The organism is Armatimonadota bacterium (assembly GCA_023511795.1).
Taxonomy (GTDB): domain Bacteria; phylum Armatimonadota; class UBA5829; order DTJY01; family DTJY01; genus JAIMAU01.
The window spans coordinates 1-19,944 of sequence record JAIMAU010000027.1 but is presented as its reverse complement, the minus strand read 5'-3'; the positions used below and the strand labels follow the sequence as shown (position 1 = coordinate 19,944).

Genomic DNA, 19,944 nt, shown 5'->3' with positions numbered 1-19,944 from the left:
ATCCCTTGCTCATGGTTAAAATAATTTCACAAAAAATAAGCCTGCGGAAACGTTTCCGCAGGCAAAAGTAAGGAAGGAGAAAAAGATGTTGCTTTCCAGGTAGAAGTACTTGCAAAATTCATGCCAATTTTAGCTTTTAAGGTTAGCGCCTTAAGAAAAAGAAAAATCCTGCCATTGCGTCTATAGCAGGATTTTTTCTTGCTATCTAGGAAACGATGAAAAAAGTTTCTTGCAATCACCCAATTTCAAACACTTCAAGAATCATGCCAATCAAGCACTATTACGGTGATTTTTTAGAAATTTCTTGAATTAGCCCACAAAATTCTTTACTATTACTACAGCATGTGCAAGATTAGGTACTCAATGTCTACATCATACTAAAATTAAGCTACCTGCCGATTTTGTACAGAACCCATAATCGCCCAAAACAAGAGTGTATAATTGGAACCAATAGTAATTGCCACTTGGAAATTTGGCGCACAAGGTGCACAGGAAACCATAAAAAGCCTTCTTGAAGGCAAGTCAATCCTCGATGCAGTTGAGGATGGCATAAGGAAAGTCGAGGATGATTTGCAAGTTGATTCCGTTGGCATTGGCGGTGCACCCAATTCAGAAGGCATTGTGGAGTTAGATGCCGCAATAATGCTAGGCAACGGCAGACGCTACGGCGCAGTAGCTGGGCTGAGAGATATCAAAGAGGCCATTTCCGTTGCTCGGCGAGTTATGGAGCAAACTTCTCACTGCCTGCTTATTGGGGAAGGCGCTCGAAAGTTTGCCATCGAACAAGGGTTCAAACCACAGAATCTGCTCATCGAGCGCGAGAAAGCAAAATGGAAGGAATGGAAGCGTGCTCATGCTCCGAATGAATCCCATGACACCGTATGCATTATCGCGCTTGATCAGAACGGCAACCTCTGTGTAGGCACTTCAACAAGCGGCATCAAATACAAGCTACCCGGCCGTGTTGGAGACACTCCCCTTATTGGAAGCGGCCTTTATTGCGATAAAGCCGTCGGAGCTGCTGCAGCCACTGGCGTCGGCGAACACATCATGCGCTACTGCATGAGCTTCAGAATAGTTGAGGAAATGCGCCAAGGGAAAGACCCCTCATCTGCCTGTTGCTCAACTATCAAGTGGGCCATAAGTGAAGAACCTCACCTTCGAAATGTGACAGTGGCAGTATTAGCTCTCGACAAGCTTGGCAACTGGGGCGCATCCGCCAGTAGCGAAGGCTTCAATGTTGCAATCGCACGACCAGAAGGAATAGAGTTGGTGGCAATCCCCCCTGCATAAAAACAATTGATTTTTCAAAAAAATCCCTTTATGTCTCGCGCCTAATTCTCACCAAATGAGAATTTCTCGCATAAGTGAGTGCTGTCAGAAACCCGATTTAAGCGCTGAATTAGCTAATGACAAATCTAATGCACCTTCTGAGGAGAGGAATTTAAGCGGCTTGCTCACTGGGCTAGACACTACTTCGACAAAAAGATGAAATAAACCCCGATATAAAATAAGTAGAATATAATTCCAGCGGAGAGGGTATAAGGGCTCAGCCGCTTCTTCCAAGTCAACTCAGCCCACGCAAACATTGACGCCACAATAGCAATAAATCCAGCGGCTAACGCTTCAGCATTGAATACCCATGATGTGAATATCAAGCCCAACGCAGGGGGGATGCTGCTCTGGAAAACCATGGCGCCTGTTATATTCCCGAGAGCGAGGGTATCTTTTTTCTGACGAATCCAGGTTATCGAGTTAAACTTCTCTGGCAACTCCGTAGCAATTGGCGCAATGATGCTTGATAGAACAAGCTCAGGCATTCCAAGCATTCTCGCAAGGGGTTCCAGATGAACAACAAAAAGCTTTGCACCGCCAACAATGCAAAGCAAGGCAACAAATACTTGAGAAACTATAATCCTAAGACGCGGAACCTCAGCCTCGCGGTGAAAGTGTAATGGGCCTAGCTCATGTTCGGTGCTGGGACTTGTCACACAACAGAACGTCTGTCGAACGTAATAGGCGTAAGTTAATATGAGAAACAAAGCCACAACTATCCTAGGCGCCCTTCCTCCTGGCAAGAACATTGCGCTAATTGCGAGCGCATAGACAAGGAAAAACGACCTCAGGTCACGGCCCATAATAACATAGTCCACATCCATCCTGATGGCGCGCCTCCGCGAAGCTGCAAAGATAAATACAGAGGTCCCCGTTACAAAGAAAGCCAGGGTGCTCAGCATCAGCGGCGCCCCTACGATAGCACCAACTCCGGTCTCATGGCTTTCCCGCCCCTGAATGAATGCCACTATGGGAATCATTGTCTCTGGTAGCGCAGTTCCAACGGCCGCTAGTACGCTACCAATTGCCCCCTCAGCCAGCCTAAGTTTCTTACCGAACCATTCAATCCCATTAGTGAAAAGCTCTGCCCCGAGGAGGATGATCCCTAGACTTATAATGAGAAGAACTACAGACTTTACCATTCAGCAATTTCCTCAAGTTTTTATCTCGCGTGATTACCAATCCGACGCCCCTCATTATCACGCACAAAAATGAGAGCCAGCATGAAGCATAATGAAAGTGTCAAAGCACTTACCACAAATGGCGTTCGATGCGATTCAAAAGATATAAATCCAAAGCTTATGGGCACCATTTTGTACAAATATGATCCGGATGCTACTCCCAGCACTGCCCCAAGTCCTTGCGCCGTGCCCAGCGCCCCAATTACTGCGCCCCGCGAGCGAGGAGATGCCATATCGGAGACCAGAGCGAGCCACGCTGGCATTGCTATGACAAAGCCTACCCCTAGAAACATCGCTGACAAAGCAAACTCCCAAACTTCTGAGCTACTAGTAATTGCCCACATCGCAAGGGCACTTAATGCGATTCCCAATCTAACTGACCGAGCCTTCCCCCACCGGTCTCCAAGTCTTCCTGAAAATAAACTTAGGCTCGCAACGCAAAGTGCCACCGGCAGGAACAAACCGCCGTACTTTGTCTCGGACATTCCAACTTCATTCATTGCAAAAAGTTTAGCTATTGGTATCAAAAGCCCAATTCCAAAGAAGGCGAGGAGGGCCAGAAATATCATGTCAGGGATAGCAGTTAATCCTATTATAAGATCCGACAGGCGCATTTGCCTAGCATCATGGCCGTGAGGTGTGTCCATCTCCTCCTTCGAGCGGGATGGCGTTAGAAAGAAGGCTATCAAAGCAGTTGCAAGAAACATTCCGCTAACTACATAGAACGACGTTAGGCGCGAGTTCGTCATGTCGTTCGCCAAACCGCCGATTAAAGGCCCAAGCGCAAGCCCGGAGATGTACGTTACAATCATAACGCTCATAGCTGTCGTTCGACGACTTGATTCTACGCTACCGCTCATTGCAGCAGTGACTGTCGGCCATATTGCAGCAGCCGCAAGTCCATCAAGTGATCGGAGGACCAGCAACACCCATAGATCACGGGCAAAAGTAAAGACAAGTGCTGTCACTGACGAAACTAGTGCACCTATTACCAATAAAGGCTTTCTGCCTATGCGGTCGCCGACAGATCCTAAAGGCGATTTGAACACTGTCTCGACCCCGAGAAACACTGCGTAGATTAGCCCGACATGCGCGGTTAGACCAATTTCCTGAATGTAAGGCGGAATTGCGGATTGGTTAATAATGGCATAAGCCAACTCCGCTATAAGCGAGACCACGCCTAAACAGGCTAAAGCGCGGTATGTACTTAGATAATTGCCATACCGCGCCAAAATACCATCCAAAAATCGCCTCATGTTAAGGGATTCGGACTTCCTTACCTAGTTCGGATGATTTATAGATTGCATCCAAAATCTTTGCCACCATCAAACCTTCCTCCCCCGGAACGGGTGAAGGCTTGTTATTCTGAATCGCATCCAAAAACGCAAATATTTCTGCCTCATGGGTGCCTACTTTGGGAAGAAATACAGGTGAAACATCAATCAGCGTGCCATTCTCCTCGCGATACATTTTCAGGGGGTCCAGCGAACAACCACCTTCGGTGCCGAGTATGGTTACGTTGAAAATATCCTTCTCAATGTTGGCACAGAAACTTGACTCAAGCACAAGCGTAGCATCGTTTTCGAATCTAACGAGGCCAACTGCAAAGTCCTCAACGGTGTAATTATCATAGTCCCACGGACCCCATACGCCAAACGTTCCTTTCTTCGTACCAAATTTTGTATAGCACTTTCCCGATGCCAATATCGGCTTTGGGTGGCCCATTAGGTACAGAGTAAGATCAAGCGCATGGCAGCCAATATCGATTAGTGGTCCTCCACCTTGTTTCTCCTTGTCTATGAAAACACCCCAGCTTGGGACTCCACGCCTGCGGAGAGCCTGCACACGCGCATAATAGGTTTCTCCGAGTGCCCCAGAATCAGCAAATCGCTTGAGTGCCTGGGCACCAGCATTCCAACGCCAGCAGTAGGCAATCATCAACTTCTTGCCGGATTCCTTGGCGGCGGCAACCATTTTCTCTCCCTGCTTTGCATTTAGCGCAATTGGCTTTTCGCAGATGACATGCTTTCCAGCCTTAAGAGCCTTTACCGTTGGATCCATGTGCACATAGTTTGGCGTACAGATATCCACCATGTCAATCTCTTTCAGCTTGAGGAGGTCATCATATTTTAGAAACCGCCTGTTCTCAGGAATGCCTAATTGGTCGCCGACCTTTTGAAGTGTTTCGGGATTAATGTCGCATATTGCAACTATCTCAGCATCGGGATGTTTCAGATATGCGGGGATATGAACACTTTGACAGATTGAACCTGTGCCTATTAACCCAACCTTTATCTTTCTTGCCAACTGATTTACTCCTTTCTATATAACACCATATTTCTTTTAAAAAGTTATATTTTTAGCCCTTAATAACTCCCAATGGCCTCATGCGGGCAACTTTTTGGGAGATGCCTGTCTCATGGGCGGTTTCAACAACGAGCGAGACATCTTTGTACGCCTCCGGAGCCTCTTCTGCAAGAGTTCCACGGCTCGCCGCCTTGACAACAATACCTTTCTCCGAAAGTTCCTGCTGGATATCCGCTCCCCGAGACTCCTTCATGGCTGCCTTCCTGCTGAGCACGCGCCCAGCCCCATGGCATGTTGAGCCAAACGTTTCCTTCATTGCCTGTTCAGTGCCGACCAGAAGGAATGAGTAGCGGCCCATGTCCCCCGGGATGATGACAGGCTGGCCAACAGCTTTATATTGATCTGGGACGTCCGGATGATTTGGCGAGAAGGCTCTAGTAGCGCCTTTCCTGTGGACGATAACTTTCTTTCGCACACCGTCTATTTCATGCTCCTCAAACTTAGCAATGTTATGTGCTACATCATATACCTGGCGCATGCCAAGCCCTTGAGGTCCTTTGCCGAAAACGTGGGAGAATGCTTCCCGGGTCCAGTGAGCCATAGCCTGACGATTAGCCCAGGCGTAGTTCGCGGCACAAGCCATTGCGGCGAAATATCTTTGCCCTTCCGGCGACCTTACTGGTGCACATGCAAGCTGCCGGTCGGGCACGCTTATGCTATACTTTCGCATAGCTTGCTGCATCACGACCAAGTAGTCGTCACATATTTGGTAGCCCAATCCCCTTGAGCCACTGTGGATCATCACTGTCACCTGGCCCTCGTGGTCTATGCCAAATATGCGAGCAATCTCGGGCTCGTATATCTCATCAACCACTTGAATCTCAAGGAAATGATTGCCGCTGCCTAGTGTGCCAATTTGCGGTCTGCCACGCTTTATTGCCTTGTCGCTTACAGCAGAAGGGTCAGCTCCTTCAAGACAGCCGTTTTCCTCAGTAACTTCTATATCCTCATGCCAACCATAGCCTCGGTCTACCGCCCACTTTGCTCCTTTTTTCATTACCTCTCTGAGCTCCTGCTCATTCAGGCGAATACGCCCCTCGCTTCCAACACCTGAAGGGATATCCCGAAAGAGGGCGTCAATTATTTCCTGCATCTTGGGCTCGACATCCTTGCGCTCCAGGTCGGTCCTCAGAAGCCTAACTCCACAATTAATATCATAGCCAACCCCGCCTGGCGAGATAACCCCATCTTCGACCGACATTGCGGCTACTCCGCCGATTGGGAATCCGTATCCCCAATGGATGTCAGGCATTGCAAGCGATTTGCCTTGAATCCCAGGCAAAAAGGCAACATTTGCTACCTGCTCAGGAGCCTGATCCTCGCGTATCTTCTCTAAAAGCTTGTCGCTTGCAAAAATCAGACCATCCGTCCTCATGCCCGGCTTATAAGACTTCGGTATTAGCCAGCGATACTTGCCAACATTCTTAAGAGGGCCATTCCATTTTTCAGGCATATTTTCCACACCCCCAGTCGCTATCCAGATACTCAGACCAAACGCGCTCGTAAACGCCGGCAGTCTGCTCAGCAATTCTGCCCCAATTAAATGTTTCCATCACTTTACGATGCGCATTTTCGGCCATCATTTTCGCTGTGTATGGGTTCCTCAAAATTTGCAGAATTGCCCAAGCCAGCGATTCAGGATTGTCCGCCCATGCGGTAAGCCCTGTTACCCCATGATCAACGACCTCCCTAAGGCCGCCTACGTCCGAAACGACCGTTGGAACCTTCGCCACCATCGCTTCTAAAGCCACGATGCCGAATGGCTCGTAAAGGCTTGGATATACCGCTACATCTATCACCTTATAAAGCTTAAGCAAGGTATCATCATCAACATAACCCGTGAAGAACACCTTGTGTGAGACACCTAAGTCCTCAGCAAGTTTTACCAAGTGCGATTTGTCGCCTCCGCCTACTATCACAAACTTCACATCCTGGTACGCAGAAAGGATCTCCGGGATAGCCTGAATCAGCACATGTGCCCCTTTTTCGCGAACCATGCGTCCAACAAAGAATACAATCTTCTCATTTGGCATTGCAAACCAACTTCTGAACTCTTCTCGGTTAAAATCAAACTCGAACTTTTTTGGATTTACACCATTTGGAATAACATCTAGTTTATCATATGGCACACCGAGCACGGAAGATATTTCCTCTTTCATGTAATGGCTACAGCAAATCACGCGCCACGCTTCATAGCACAGCTCCCATTCGACACCGCTAATATACCGTTGCAGGTCATTGTGTATCCCTTGATTTCGTCCATGCTCGGTTGCATGAACAGTGGCTACCATTGGGAGGTGGTATTTATGCTTGATGCCCTTTGCTGCGAATTCCGAGAGCCAATCATGTGCGTGGATAACAATCGGCTCAGCCCAGCCCCCATTCTTATCTTTGAAGGCCTCTAATATATCTTGCGCCTTTACTTCAGTGGCAGCATTAAGATTGTGAACCCAATGTACGAAGTCATTGCCAGGCGCAACAGGGACACGATAGATACTCAAATTGCCATCAGATTCTTCTGGCGGCGCACCTGGATGCTCGCAGGTTATCACTTCTACGTTTACACCTCTTTCCGCTAGGGCGCAGCTTAGATCATATACATGCCTGGAGATGCCCCCTACTATTCTGGGTGGGTACTCCCAAGACAACATCAATACTCGCATTTAACGAATCTCCTTACAAAAGGTGAAAAAATCAGTTCTTTTGAGATTAAAGGCCGCAACTTTGCAGCCCTTCTTTGGCCTATTTTATTCGACACAACGAACAAACCGAACACTGCCCGTTGTGGAGCGCGCCACATTTACTGCAGCGCTTCCATCCGTTCTCCTTCTTCCACTTTTCTTGGCGCAGTACCGTAATCAACAATCCTCGCAATGAGTTAAACAACCGAGGGTCGTTCACAGTCCTTGCAATTGACTCTACTTGCTCAATTTCCTCGTCTGAGAGGGAAATACCTTCTATGTCCCCGCATTTCGCTCTGCTGTTTACCTTCAAACCTCTTGGAGATGGTAGGCTTCCTACCCTGAAGACTATGTCTCTTATGGCAGACTTTTTTAGCCGCTTGTTAATTCTACTAATGATGTCGCGTTTGTAAAAGCCAAGTTCATTTGCCCAAACGGCATTTTTCACTACCACGAACAATATGCCATTGCGAACAAACTCTGGTTGTGCGGCACCAGCAACTTGTTCGCCCACGAGGTCATTCCATAATATAATAGCCGTTTGCTCCCTAATCTTCTGCTCCAAACCAAGAGCCGACAGCGAACTCCCAACAAGATCAGCGAGAGTGTAGGGAGGAGCCTTACGCCTCATCCTTCTTTACCTCACCACCAGATACTCTAAAAACCGTTCCTTCTTCCAACAACTTTTCATCGAAGAGCGAGAGTGTTGTCGTGGTTACGAACGACTGGCGACCACCAAGTATAGCATTAATCACATGCTCCCTTCGCTCCTCATCAAGATCGGCCATTACGTCATCAAAGAGTACTACGGGTGTCTCTTTCATTAACTCTTCAATCAACTCAAGCTCTGCAAGTCGCAAACTAAGCGCAACTGTTCTTTGCTGTCCATGCGAGCCGTATGTTCTTGCATCTATATTGTTAATGGTAATAGTTAAATCATCCCTGTGCGGCCCAAAAAGGCTAATACCCCTCCTTATTTCATCGGCTCGATGCGATTCTAATGTTTCTTCGTATTTTCGCGCAATACCTCCAACATCTGCAATCTCCTCGATTCCGATACTGGAAACGTATCTTATACCGAGTGTCTCCTTTGAATCAGTTAGCTGGTAATGAACAATTTCGGAAATCTTTGCAAGTCTGTCTACAAAAGCCAATCTTCTTTCGAGAATCTTTGAGCCATAGTCAACCAATTGTTCATCAAGAACCTTTAGTACATCGCTTCCCGTTTTGCGCTTCTCCAGTTCTTTCAATAGCTTATTTCTTTGTTCCAACACCCGGCGGTATCCAATAAGTAAATGGCAATATTGAGGCTGGACCTGGCTTATTTCAAGGTTCAAGAACTTCCTTCTCTCGCTTGGCTCTCCTGTGACTATCTCCTCGTCTCTTGGACTAATAAACACAATATTTAGTTGTCCAAGAACATCAGCCAGACGGTTCTGGGGGATGGTATTGATTGTTATGCGCTTTTTTCCTGAGCGGCTAAGTAGAACTTCTACGTCTATATTGCTTCTCTTTTCACGGACAAGCTTCGCAGAAACGCATGCCATATCCGCATCCCAATTAATCATTTCACAATCCCGTCCCGCCCGCCAAGATTTTGTCATTGCAAGCAGGTACACTGCCTCAAGCAAACTTGTCTTTCCCTGCGCATTTCTGCCGACCAAAATATTCAACCCAGGACTAGGATGCAGAAGGCATTCCGAATAGTTTCTGAAGTTGCGGAGCGTTAGTTCGTCTATGTACATTCTAGGAAGTTAGGAACGGGTCTCGATTAATTTCTCACAGCGTCTTTTTGCTTACAAAAAACTTTTAATTTGATACTTTTCACTCCTTATTATACACCTTATGAAAAATGTTAGTAAGTCACCGCAGGCGAGCGGACTAGATGGTGGGAGATACAGCTTTGTTGGTAACAACATGGGGAAAACTATGTGCACAACTTGTTAGCAACTTTATAAAAATGGCGGATTTTCCACCAGCCAATTTAAAATAGACGTTCTTCACTGCTTTTCAGGGGGTTATCCACAGGATGTCGGGCGAAGTTCCTCCAATAATTTATCTACTGTCTGGCGAAGAGAAGAGTCGTGCTTTAACAGCGCATCTATTCTTGATGACGCATAAAGCACTGATGTGTGGTCTCGACCGCCGAATGCTCTTCCTATCATTGAAAGCGGCTGTGAAGTGAGCTCTCTACATATATACATCGCCACATGCCTAGCTAGAGCTAGCTCCTTTGTTTTCTTCTTGCCTCGGAGGTCATCTGCTTCCACGCCGAAAGCGCGGGCTACTGAGCGCTGAATTGCGTCGGGTGTTATTTCGGCAAACTTCTTATCTATCATGTAGCGGCTTAGAATTTCATCGGCTAGCTCTGGAGTAAGCGTTCGTTTCATTAGGGAAGAGTGTGCTATTAAAGTAATAAGTGCTCCTTCAAGGGCGCGAACATTTGTCTTTATGAGCTCTGCGATGCGCTCGATTACTTCAGGCGGCAGGTTTGCATTTTCAGCAGCAGCGCGATCTTTGAGGATTGCAATTCTTGTCTCGAGATCGGGGGGAGCAACATCCACGACAAGGCCTGCTTCGAACCTTGACCTAAGGCGTTCCTCTAAAGGGTTTATATCTTTTGGTGGTCTGTCGCTTGTCAATACCACTTGCTTGTTTGCTTGGTAGAGCGCATTGAAGGTGTGGAAAAATTCTTCTTTTGTTCTTTCCTTTCCAGCGAGGAACTGGATGTCGTCCACGAGCCAGATGTCCACGCTTCGATATTTCCTGCGAAAATCTTCAGAGCGATGCTCTTGGAGCGCTGAGACGTAGTGGTATGTGAATGTCTCGCCGGACACGTACGCTATTCTCATGCCGGGGCAGTTTTCTAAAACGTAGTGCCCTATTGCCTGAAGGAGGTGCGTTTTGCCGAGTCCGGGACCGCCATATAAGAAGAGCGGATTATATGCTCTCCCAGGCTTTTTAGCAACTGCCAGTGCCGCTGCATACGCCAGGCGGTTGCAAGGGCCTACGATAAAACTTGAAAAATTGTACTTTTCATTTAGTGGGAGAGAAATTGCGCTCAGGGCGGACTCTGGTTTAGGCGGCGGCTTCAGCGTTGTTTTTTTCTCTTTATCTTGATTTTGCTCTGCAGACACAACCACAGCTATTTCGAGGTCGATTTTGAGGCTTGCTTCAAGAGCGGCTTTTATAAGGTCGCGGTATTTTTCGAGAAAAATCTTTGCAAGTTCGCTCGAGGCGGATATTGTGATTGTGGATCCTTCGATAGATACGGGGCGAGCCGTTTTGAAAAAGCTTTCGAATGTAGGCCGGTTTATTTCCGGCTCCAGCAATGAGAGGCTCTTCTCCCAGGCGCATTTGAGAGCAACCGACGAACTGTCCTCACCTAGTTGGAGCTGGTCTTCCAAGGCTTCGCCTCCGGTGTGTTCGATGGCGCCCCGTGCCCTGACGGGACTGATGCAAGCGGCCTAGTAATTATACCAGAATGCCAAGGAGCCATCAAACGTTTTTTGACATGCAGAGGTGGTAACACTGCAGACAAATTTCACTTGTAACGGGAAATGGTGATGTGCTATAATATGTCAAATTGGAGGTAGACGAATTCCATGAAGCGGACATATCAGCCCAAGAACCGGCGGCGTAGCCGTGTTCACGGTTTTTTAGCAAGAATGTCTAGTGCTGGTGGGAGGAATGTGATTCGCGCCCGCCGAGCCAAGGGAAGATATAGATTGACAGTTTAGCTAGGTGGTTTTGGACGCCTCAGGCAGAAAAGTGCTACCAAAAGAGCACAGGCTTACCAGTAGTCGAGATTTTGAAGTAGTCTATAAGCGGGGAAAAGGATATGTTAACCGGCTTCTGGTACTGCGTGTCTTGTGGCGCGAAGAAACACAGCCCGCACGCTTCGGATTTTCGACAAGCCCGAAGATAGGAAGCTCTGCAGCTAGAAACAGGGTTAAGCGGCAGATCAGAGAAGCTGTTCGGTCGTTATTAGGAGAAATTAAGAAAACTGGCTTCGATGCGATTCTTGTCGGTCGGCCTGCGATAAAGGAAGCGAATTTCTGGTCAATTAGAGATGCAGTAAGACAACTTTTTGAGGAGGCAGGCCTTTTGCAGGAGCGTAGCTAAGCCTGTTGGGATCATGCGGTATATTATGGTTTTCCTCATTAGGGTATATCAGAAAGTAAGCAGGTTCAAGCCTCGGACTTGCCGGTTTGAACCTAGTTGCTCGGAGTACGCAGCCCAGGCAATTTTGAAACACGGCCCATTACGAGGAATGGTTTTAGCCATCTGGAGACTGCTCAGGTGCAACCCTTGGAATCCTGGGGGCTACGACCCAGTTGACTAGTTTGCGAACTTCTAAACCACCGTTGAAGCTTTAGAAAATTAATTTTATTAAATCGGGGGAATTATGCAGCGATCGTCCGGGCTAACCATGATGCTTCTTATAATGATGGTTAGCCTTATGATATTCATGTATTTTCAGCAAAGGCAAGTTCCACTGTTGCCGAAACCAGAGATAATGCTGCAGCAGGCGCGGGAAAGCGTAAAAGAAGCAGGGAATGAACCCAAAAAGCTACGCGCCGCATTGCAGATTTACGACCAACTTGCAAACTCAAGGGAATACCGTAATACGGAGTACGCTGCTCAAGCCCTTCTTGAGAAAGCTATAGTGCTCGAAACAAAGCTTGGCGATGAGCACCAAGCTATTAGCACTTATAATAAGCTCTTGGATCGTTTTTCGCCGGATAAATCGCGAGCGGCAGCAGAGGGGCAGAGGCGGCTTGCTAAGCTGGAAAAGGAATACGATAAAAGGAACTCTAAGCACACTCTATACAAAATCATTGATTTCTTTGTTGGTTTAACAGGAAGGAATCCGAACTATAGTTATGCCTTGGCGCTCCTAATTATTACAGTAATCTTCAAGGTAATTACTTGGCCGCTCAGTCATGCCCAGTTCAGGAGCATGAAGCAAATGCAGCGCATTCAGCCGATGGTGAAGCAAATTCAGGAGAAATACAAGGACAATCAAAAGGAAATGGGCGAGAAGCTGATGGCGCTGTATAGGGAGCAAGGTGTTAATCCATTTGCAAGCTGTCTACCCTTGCTGGTACAACTCCCAGTGTTATGGGTTTTATATTATATGGTTCGGTTGTACCAATACCAATTTGCCCAAGGTAAGTTTTTGTGGATTGGCAGCAGATTAGCTGAGAAATATCCTGCAATAGTGGGAGGTAACCTTTCAGAACCGGATATCCCGCTGGTTATCCTTTACGTAATAAGCATGTTTATCTCTCAGCGCTTAACCGTGGTAGACCCTACTCAGGCTGAGCAACAAAAAATAATGGCAATAGTGATGCCCCTCATGTTTGGCTTCCTATTCTATAGTTTTCCTTCAGCCTTTATGCTGTATTGGTTGATTTTCAACATCGTGTCCACAGCGCAGCAGGTGATGGTGCTAAAAGGGACCAGTCCGGAGGAGGGGCCACAGCCACCTTCGGGGATCGCTGGGACACAGCAAGTTGAGCTCCCAACAAGAGTCCGCAGGGCACGGTCGCGACCTTCAAGGCGAAGGAGGCATTGCGACAGACTGCCCGTTGGAGGAATTCTGCCAGCTTTTACCACGTGAGTTCAAAGGGGGTTCCAAGATGAGGGAGGGACCCCTCTTTAGTGATTGTCAGGGGGTAACACCAAATATGACCAGCATTGAACAGACAGGAAAAACAGTTGAGGAAGCGACTGAGCTTGCCCTCAAGGCTCTAGGAGTCACCGAGGAAGAAGTTGATATTGAGATACTTGACGAAGGGACTAGGGGCTTTCTTGGAATCGGCCAGTCCCCTGCGAAGGTTAGAGTGACGTTGAAGCCTCAAGTAGCGTTGAAAGAAAGCACCATAGCTGAGGCATCTTCAGCTCCGGTGTCATCGCATAGGGCTGAGGAAAATGAAGGGGTAATGATTACGACGGAAAGTATCCCTAGCGCCATGGAGCAAGCCGAACCACCGCCTGCTAATGCCATCGCGCTGGCAGCAGAGAAAGCTGTGGATGTGCTTCAGCATATCCTCGACGGCATCGGAAACAACTTGAAGGCAGAGGTCAAAAGCACAGATGGGCAGGTAGTTTTGAATATGACCGGCGGCGACGTAGGGATGCTTATTGGCAAGCATGGTCAGACGATAAATGCGATACAATATTTGGTTGGAGTGATTACTAACAAGCAGTTGCAACACAAGGTTCGGATAATTGTAGATGCAGAAGGATATCGTTCACGGCGGGAGGAGGCCTTGAGAAACCAGGCGCTTTTCCTTGCCAAAAAAGTCAAAGAATCAGGCCAAGAGGCGGTTCTCGAGGCGCTGCAAGCAAGCGAGAGAAGAATAATCCACCTTACTCTTGTAAATGATCCTGATGTATATACCTACAGTGAAGGGGAGGAACCAAACAGGAGGATAGTAATCTCTCCAAGGAAGTAGGGATATTTGGCGAGGCCGCTAATAAGAAAACTTAGACCAACCCAGGCGCGGCCTGGGTTGTTTAATTTTTGTGGTAGTATGAGCATTGACGACACGATAGTAGCAATAGCTACTCCAATTGGCGAGTCGGGCATAGGAGTGATTCGGATTAGCGGACGCGATGCCTTTACAGTGGCTGGCGAAATTTTTCATCCAGCATCGGGCGTGCATGTCCACGGCCTTCCAACGCACACGGCTCATTATGGATATATCGAAGACCCTGTATCCTGCGAGCGGATAGATGATGGAATTCTTACAGTGTTTCGCGCGCCGAGGAGTTATACGGGCGAGGATTCTGTGGAGATAAGCTGCCATGGTGGCATAGTACCCTTGCGGAGAGTTCTCACTGCTGCCCTCCAGGCTGGCGCTAGACTCGCCGAGCCGGGAGAGTTCACAAAGCGCGCGTTTTTGAACGGCCGTCTCGATTTGGCGCAGGCAGAAGCTGTTCTCGACATTATTCGCTCGCAAACAGATGAGGCAATGCGTATTGCAAGAGGCCAGCTTGATGGGCGGCTTTCGGGCGAAATTCGTAAGCTCCGCGACAGCCTTGTTGCCATGATGGCGAATATTGAGGCGAGCATCGACTTCCCAGAAGAGGTCGGCGAAGTAGATATGCAGGCACTTAGAGAATCTCTGCGCGACACACTGGAGAAAGTCCGCCGTTTGCTCGAAACCGCAGAGTGCGGAAGGGTTTACCGTGAGGGAATTCGGGCGGTTATAGTCGGCCGCCCGAATGTCGGCAAATCCAGCATTCTCAATGCTATCCTTCGCGATACACGAGCAATTGTAACACCTCTCCCAGGCACAACCCGAGATGTTATTGAGGAGAGCGTAAACATCAGAGGAATACCTGTGCGAGCCATAGACACAGCTGGTGTTAGGACCACCGAAGACATTGTTGAGCAAATAGGGGTGGAACTTACGCGGAAGAAAATTGAAGAAGCAGACCTAGTGCTAGCGGTCATCGATGCAAGTGAAGGCTTTACTGATGACGACAAGGAACTGCTGAGAGATATATCCGATAAGAAGATCATAATTGTCCTGAATAAAGTCGATTTAATTCGGGCGGCTAGGGTAGACGAGATTGTTTGCTTGATAAAAAATTGGATTTGCGATGAAATTGGATGCGAGCCAAGCATTGTTAAAACCGCTGCTCCATCGGACCAAGGTATCAGCGACCTTGAGGACCTCATCGCCGAGAAGGTCTTGTCAGGAGTTGTATCACGTTCATCGGGTACTGTGGTTAGCAATATTCGCCATCGCCAAGCCCTCGAAGAAGCCCTAGTTTCTCTCCAAGAAGCCGTTCGTACATCTCAATCCGAGATGCCCGTCGACTGCATTAGCATCGATCTCAAAGCAGCTGCGGAGTCTCTTGGCAAGATCACGGGCGAGACCGTCACAGAAGATGTGATAGACAGGATATTCAGCGAATTTTGCATAGGCAAATAGGTTCCCCAGAAACATCCCCCGAAGCTCTTTAGGCATTCTCTATCGAACTTAGAGTACCCCTTGCTTGACAAGTAGCCTTCTTCTTTCTATCCTGTATGCAAATTAACCTGGCGGAGGCGGAATGTGTACAATTTTATAATTGTGCTGATTGCATTGCTAATCTGTTGTGTGCCCTTACATGCAGGAGATGCCCTCATTGGGCAAAAAGGAGTCTACTCTGTTACCTCGTTTGGGGCAAAGGGAGATGGGCAGACTGACGACACGGCAGCGTTTCAGAAGGCGCTTGATGCTGCAGGTAAAGATGGCGGCGGAATAGTCTTTGTTCCGACCGGCAAATATTTGATAAAAGGTCATTTAGAAATTCCCGAAGCAGTGACCTTGATGGGTGTCTTTCAAGCGCCAACCACCAAGGGCATTAACGAGGGAAGTACTCTTCTGGCGGTTGAGGGGAGGGGAAAAAGCAGTGGGAACCCCTTTATATTACTGCGGACCAATTCTTGTGTGAAAGGGCTTACTATCTTTTATCCCGAGCAAGACAAGAGCAATCCTGTGCCGTATCCTTGGTGTATCGGCGGTGCAGGCGATAATTGCTCAATTATTAATGTGCTTTTAGTAAACCCATGGCAAGCGGTGGATTTTGGCACTGCTCCGTGTGGGCGCCATTTTATCAAGGGGCTTTATGCACATCCACTTCACAAAGGTATATTTGTTGACCAGTGCTATGATGTTGGGCGGATTGAAGATGTGCATCTCTGGCCTTTCTGGAAGGCAGATGAGGAGATGCAGAAATTCCTTACAAGCCAGGCAACGGCTTTTATTTTCGGCCGAACGGATTGGGAATACGTAAGCAACTGTTTTGCCATCTGGTACAAAGTAGGCTTCCAATTTGGCGATTTTGGACATGGCCCCGGCAACGTAGTTATAAATACTTCGGGTTCGGATATAGGCCCGACTGCTGTCCTAGTAGAGAATTGCCAGGCTCATGCGGGAATTGTCTTCACAAATTGCCAATTTATGTCCCATGTTGAAGTTAGGGAGACAAACACCGGACCTGTAAAGTTCAATAACTGCGGATTCTGGGGTATCCCCACTACCACAACCCATGCAACGATTAGAGGTTCCGGGCATGTGTTCTTTAATGAGTGCCATTTCAACGGATGGGACCAAGGCGGCAAGGGTGACCCTTGTATAATGGCGGAAGGAAATGGCCTTACGGTGTCAAGTTGTGATTTTATGGATGAAGGAAAGAAGCAGATAGCGCTCGGCACAAGCTCGAAAGCTACTGTTATTATGGGCAACCGCTTTCGCGGCGGGATGAAAATTGACAATCAAAGTAAAGGCAAAGTCGAGATAGGCCTAAACGTGGAAGAATAAGGGCAGATGAAAAATTGAGGAGAAGGGGTACGCCTTAAATATCTTGCGTACCCCTTCTCCTTCTTTACCGTGAGAGAAGTTTTTTGAATCTTTCGTAAGCGGTTTCGATTCGATCGTCTGGTTGCGGCTCATAAGTAATTACTTCAAACGATTTGCGAACGATTTCGCGACCCTCCTCCAATGTTCCGATATAACCAAGGGCAAGAGCCTGAATAAGAATGTTGCCCACGGCCGTAGCCTCAACTGGCCCTGCAACAACCGGTCTGCCTGTTACATTAGCAGCTAGTTGGCATAGGAGCTTATTTTGCGTGCCCCCACCGACAATATGGATCGGCTCGAGGTGTGTGTGCATCAGAGATTCAAGACCCTCTAAAACCCAGCGATATTTAAGCGCTAGGCTATCGAGTGCACACCGAACTGTTGCCCCAACAGTTTCCGGTTCGGGCTGGTTGGTTTTTCGGCAAAACTCACAAATTTTGGCTGGCATATCGCCAGGATGGAGGAACGACACATCATCTGGGTCAACCAGGTACTTGAATGGCTCAGCCTTTGCGGCAAGATCGGTAAGTTCGGCGTAGGAATATTCGTTGCCTGCCTGTGCCCAGGTTCTCCGGCATTCCTGGACTAACCACAGGCCCATAATATTTCTAAGGAAGCGATACGTTCCTGCCACGCCGCCTTCATTGGTGAAGTTCAGCTCGAGCGCGCGGTCGTTTATAATCGGTTCTGGAGCCTCGACACCCATTAGTGACCATGTGCCTGAACTGATATATACGTGATTCTTACCTTTTGCTGGGACTGCGGCAACAGCCGAGCCGGTGTCGTGCGTCGCTGGAGCAATAAGCTGGATGTCTGGTAGACCAATCTCTTCGGAAACCGATGGGCGAAGTTTTCCAAGGATGGTACCCGGCGGGCATATGTCCACAAGGAAGTGAGTTGGAATGCCGAGGCGTTCGAGCAGTGGCTTTGCCCACTCTCCTTTTTGTGGGTTGTAGAATTGAGTTGTTGTGGCCTCGGTGAATTCGCAAACCCTAACCCCTGTGAACCAAAAGTTGAAAAGATCTGGCATCATCAGGAGAGTTCTGGCAATGTTTAGCATCCAAGGGTTATGCTTGCGTATGGAGTAAAGCTGGTATAGTGTGTTAAGAGGCATAAACTGGATGCCTGTTTGGTTATAGATTTCCGATCGGGGGATAATGGTAAAGACTTCTTCCATCATCCCATCAATCCGGGGGTCGCGGTAGCAGTGAGGGATTTCAAGCAGAACATCATTGGGTCCCAGAAGCCCAAAGTCTACGCCCCACGTGTCGATGCCGACGCTTGCAATATCCGTCCCATATTCTAGACCTGCCAAACGCATACCATTTTTCATTTCATCAAAGAGACGGAGGATATCCCAATAAAGACTTGTCCCGACTTTAACTCCGATGTTTGGAAATCTGTGTATTTCTGATAGTCGCAGGTATTCATTAGAGAGGCGGCCAAGCACGACGCGTCCGCTTTCGGCTCCCAGGTCGCATGCAAGAAATTTGAGCTCCTCTGCCATTATTCTCCTCCTAGAGTGTTGCAAATGAGCGCTGTGTGGATTCTATCAAATTGGGGTTTAGCAATCAACTATTATGTGGAATATTAAAAGAGGGCATGCGGGAATGCTAAGGGCTTAAAAATTGCGAAGCGTAGATTTAACTGAAAACCCCGATTTACTGCCAACAATTTTTCGCGAATATTTCTAAAGGTATTGACAGCACGCGCAACTCTCTGATAAGATTATATCTCGCCGGAAGGGGTATTCAATAAGCCGGCAAAGAACTGAAGAAATTTTCGAAAATTTCCGAAAAAAGTTGTTGACACTTTGAGAATGGCGTGGTATATTATATGTTGCGCCTGGGGCGGAAGCCCCTCAGGGTCCTTGACAACTGAATAGTGCAAGCGGAGCCGAACGTCAGTGAACGACGTTAGCCAGGTGAGTTTCAACTAGGTAGACTCCGAGCAATCGGTGTCGAACGCAAAATCTCTTATGAAAGCAAAACTGGATGCTTTCCTCTAAGGAATAGTCCCACAGGGACGTTCTCTGGTGGATGAGTATTCAGTTTTTCGAGTTTTTAATGGAGAGTTTGATCCTGGCTCAGGACGAACGCTTGCGGCGTGCCTAAGAAATGCAAGTCGAGCGGGAGTTCGCGCTGTCCGAAGCTTCGGCAGAGGACTTGCGGGCTCTAGCGGCGAACGGTCGCGTAACACGTAAGCAACCTGCCCTGAAGTGGGGGATAGCCCGCCGAAAGGCGGAGTAATACCGCATGTGCTCCGCGCGGCGCATGCCGTGTGGAGTAAAGCAGCAATGCGCTTCAGGATGGGCTTGCGGCCTATCAGCTAGTTGGTAGGGTAACGGCCTACCAAGGCGACGACGGGTAGCTGGTCTGAGAGGATGGTCAGCCGGATTGGGACTGAGACACGGCCCAGACTCCTACGGGGGGCAGCAATTAGGAATCTTGCGCAATGGGCGAAAGCCTGACGCAGCGACGCCGCGTGAGCGATGAAGTCCTTCGGGATGTAAAGCTCTGTCCTGCGGGGACGAAGAAAGTGACGGTACCCGCAGAGAAAGCCCCGGCTAACTACGTGCCAGCAGCCGCGGTAATACGTAGGGGGCGAGCGTTGTCCGAATTCACTGGGCGTAAAGCGCGTGTAGGCGGCTCTTTAAGTCAGATGTGAAATCCTGCAGCTCAACTGCAGAACTGCATCTGAAACTGGAGGGCTGGAGTCTGGGAGAGGAGAGTGGAATTCCTGGTGTAGCGGTGGAATGCGTAGATATCAGGAGGAACACCCGTGGCGAAGGCGGCTCTCTGGCCCAGTACTGACGCTGAGACGCGAAAGCTAGGGGAGCGAACGGGATTAGATACCCCGGTAGTCCTAGCCGTAAACGATGGACACTAGGTGTTAGAGGTATCGACCCCTCTAGTGCCGTAGCTAACGCATTAAGTGTCCCGCCTGGGGAGTACGGCCGCAAGGTTGAAACTCAAAGGAATTGACGGGGGCCCGCACAAGCGGTGGAGCATGTGG

Annotated in this window: 17 protein-coding genes and 1 rRNA gene; 9 read left to right on the top strand and 9 right to left on the bottom strand. The window is 48.4% G+C overall.

Annotated elements, in window-relative coordinates; translation table 11 throughout:
• Window positions 1-441: 441 nt before the first annotated feature.
• On the top strand, window positions 442-1,293 hold the full coding sequence (locus tag K6T99_12650) for a N(4)-(beta-N-acetylglucosaminyl)-L-asparaginase (GenBank protein MCL6520668.1): 852 nt from the start codon (window positions 442-444) through the stop codon (window positions 1,291-1,293).
• A gap of 179 nt (window positions 1,294-1,472) precedes the next feature.
• Here K6T99_12650 and K6T99_12645 read toward each other — a convergent pair whose 3' ends face one another.
• The 8 genes from K6T99_12645 to dnaA all read right to left on the bottom strand — a co-directional run bounded on the left by K6T99_12645 (window position 1,473) and on the right by dnaA (window position 10,971).
• The gene (locus tag K6T99_12645; GenBank protein ID MCL6520667.1) at window positions 1,473-2,477 is read right to left on the bottom strand and encodes a sodium:calcium antiporter; all 1,005 of its coding nucleotides are present in this window, start codon (window positions 2,475-2,477) and stop codon (window positions 1,473-1,475) included.
• Window positions 2,478-2,497: 20 nt separating this feature from the next.
• Window positions 2,498-3,760 (bottom strand): MFS transporter, encoded by a 1,263-nt coding sequence (locus K6T99_12640; protein ID MCL6520666.1) that lies wholly within the window; start codon window positions 3,758-3,760, stop codon window positions 2,498-2,500.
• 13 nt (window positions 3,761-3,773) lie between these two features.
• Window positions 3,774-4,823 carry a Gfo/Idh/MocA family oxidoreductase gene (locus K6T99_12635; protein MCL6520665.1) on the bottom strand — a complete coding sequence of 350 codons (1,050 nt, stop codon included), beginning with the start codon at window positions 4,821-4,823 and terminating at the stop codon, window positions 3,774-3,776.
• A 52-nt stretch (window positions 4,824-4,875) separates the two neighbouring features.
• On the bottom strand, window positions 4,876-6,336 hold the full coding sequence (locus K6T99_12630) for an RtcB family protein (GenBank protein ID MCL6520664.1): 1,461 nt from the start codon (window positions 6,334-6,336) through the stop codon (window positions 4,876-4,878).
• Window positions 6,329-7,546 carry a glycosyltransferase family 4 protein gene (locus tag K6T99_12625; GenBank protein ID MCL6520663.1) on the bottom strand — a complete coding sequence of 406 codons (1,218 nt, stop codon included), beginning with the start codon at window positions 7,544-7,546 and terminating at the stop codon, window positions 6,329-6,331. Before K6T99_12625 ends, K6T99_12630 begins: the two co-directional genes overlap by 8 nt.
• Before the next feature lie 79 nt (window positions 7,547-7,625).
• Window positions 7,626-8,195: a DUF721 domain-containing protein gene (locus K6T99_12620; protein ID MCL6520662.1), complete on the bottom strand. Its 570-nt coding sequence runs from the start codon at window positions 8,193-8,195 to the stop codon at window positions 7,626-7,628.
• Complete coding sequence (gene recF, locus K6T99_12615) at window positions 8,185-9,309, bottom strand: DNA replication/repair protein RecF (protein MCL6520661.1); 1,125 nt, start codon at window positions 9,307-9,309, stop codon at window positions 8,185-8,187. The genes K6T99_12620 and recF overlap by 11 nt, the downstream gene beginning before the upstream one ends.
• A 273-nt stretch (window positions 9,310-9,582) precedes the next feature.
• Window positions 9,583-10,971, bottom strand: coding sequence for a chromosomal replication initiator protein DnaA (dnaA, locus tag K6T99_12610; protein ID MCL6520660.1), 1,389 nt, complete (start codon window positions 10,969-10,971; stop codon window positions 9,583-9,585).
• Between the two features lie 198 nt (window positions 10,972-11,169).
• Between dnaA and rpmH the strand changes: the two genes are divergently transcribed.
• The 7 genes from rpmH (at window position 11,170) to K6T99_12575 (ending at window position 16,890) form a co-directional block, all read left to right on the top strand.
• Window positions 11,170-11,304 carry a 50S ribosomal protein L34 gene (gene rpmH / locus K6T99_12605; protein MCL6520659.1) on the top strand — a complete coding sequence of 45 codons (135 nt, stop codon included), beginning with the start codon at window positions 11,170-11,172 and terminating at the stop codon, window positions 11,302-11,304.
• 31 nt (window positions 11,305-11,335) lie between these two features.
• Entirely contained in the window at window positions 11,336-11,689 is a 354-nt protein-coding gene (rnpA, locus tag K6T99_12600) for a ribonuclease P protein component (GenBank protein ID MCL6520658.1), read from the top strand.
• Window positions 11,690-11,702: 13 nt separating this feature from the next.
• Window positions 11,703-11,909 (top strand): membrane protein insertion efficiency factor YidD, encoded by a 207-nt coding sequence (gene yidD, locus K6T99_12595; GenBank protein ID MCL6520657.1) that lies wholly within the window; start codon window positions 11,703-11,705, stop codon window positions 11,907-11,909.
• Window positions 11,910-11,972: 63 nt separating this feature from the next.
• A complete protein-coding gene (locus tag K6T99_12590) occupies window positions 11,973-13,190 on the top strand; it encodes a YidC/Oxa1 family membrane protein insertase (protein MCL6520656.1) in 1,218 nt (405 codons plus the stop codon).
• A gap of 67 nt (window positions 13,191-13,257) precedes the next feature.
• Window positions 13,258-14,028 carry a protein jag gene (locus tag K6T99_12585; protein MCL6520655.1) on the top strand — a complete coding sequence of 257 codons (771 nt, stop codon included), beginning with the start codon at window positions 13,258-13,260 and terminating at the stop codon, window positions 14,026-14,028.
• A 78-nt stretch (window positions 14,029-14,106) separates the two neighbouring features.
• Window positions 14,107-15,516 (top strand): tRNA uridine-5-carboxymethylaminomethyl(34) synthesis GTPase MnmE, encoded by a 1,410-nt coding sequence (gene mnmE, locus K6T99_12580; GenBank protein ID MCL6520654.1) that lies wholly within the window; start codon window positions 14,107-14,109, stop codon window positions 15,514-15,516.
• A 123-nt stretch (window positions 15,517-15,639) separates the two neighbouring features.
• Window positions 15,640-16,890 carry a glycoside hydrolase family 55 protein gene (locus tag K6T99_12575; protein ID MCL6520653.1) on the top strand — a complete coding sequence of 417 codons (1,251 nt, stop codon included), beginning with the start codon at window positions 15,640-15,642 and terminating at the stop codon, window positions 16,888-16,890.
• A 64-nt stretch (window positions 16,891-16,954) separates the two neighbouring features.
• Here K6T99_12575 and K6T99_12570 read toward each other — a convergent pair whose 3' ends face one another.
• Entirely contained in the window at window positions 16,955-18,436 is a 1,482-nt protein-coding gene (locus tag K6T99_12570) for a rhamnulokinase (protein ID MCL6520652.1), read from the bottom strand.
• A 556-nt stretch (window positions 18,437-18,992) separates the two neighbouring features.
• Between K6T99_12570 and K6T99_12565 the strand changes: the two genes are divergently transcribed.
• Window positions 18,993-19,944: ribosomal RNA gene (locus K6T99_12565) — 16S ribosomal RNA — on the top strand; the annotation flags it as partial.

What these genes read in the sequence shown, in the direction of transcription:
- K6T99_12645 (MCL6520667.1), bottom strand. Translation starts at nt 2,477, where the DNA reads ATGGTAAAGTCTGTAGTTCTTCTCATTATAAGTCTAGGGATCATCCTC.
- K6T99_12630 (MCL6520664.1), bottom strand. Translation starts at nt 6,336, where the DNA reads ATGCCTGAAAAATGGAATGGCCCTCTTAAGAATGTTGGCAAGTATCGC.
- K6T99_12625 (MCL6520663.1), bottom strand. Translation starts at nt 7,546, where the DNA reads ATGCGAGTATTGATGTTGTCTTGGGAGTACCCACCCAGAATAGTAGGG.
- K6T99_12620 (MCL6520662.1), bottom strand. Translation starts at nt 8,195, where the DNA reads ATGAGGCGTAAGGCTCCTCCCTACACTCTCGCTGATCTTGTTGGGAGT.
- recF (MCL6520661.1), bottom strand. Translation starts at nt 9,309, where the DNA reads ATGTACATAGACGAACTAACGCTCCGCAACTTCAGAAACTATTCGGAA.
- rpmH (MCL6520659.1), top strand. Translation starts at nt 11,170, where the DNA reads ATGAAGCGGACATATCAGCCCAAGAACCGGCGGCGTAGCCGTGTTCAC.
- yidD (MCL6520657.1), top strand. Translation starts at nt 11,703, where the DNA reads ATGCGGTATATTATGGTTTTCCTCATTAGGGTATATCAGAAAGTAAGC.
- K6T99_12590 (MCL6520656.1), top strand. Translation starts at nt 11,973, where the DNA reads ATGCAGCGATCGTCCGGGCTAACCATGATGCTTCTTATAATGATGGTT.
- K6T99_12585 (MCL6520655.1), top strand. Translation starts at nt 13,258, where the DNA reads ATGACCAGCATTGAACAGACAGGAAAAACAGTTGAGGAAGCGACTGAG.
- mnmE (MCL6520654.1), top strand. Translation starts at nt 14,107, where the DNA reads ATGAGCATTGACGACACGATAGTAGCAATAGCTACTCCAATTGGCGAG.
- K6T99_12570 (MCL6520652.1), bottom strand. Translation starts at nt 18,436, where the DNA reads ATGGCAGAGGAGCTCAAATTTCTTGCATGCGACCTGGGAGCCGAAAGC.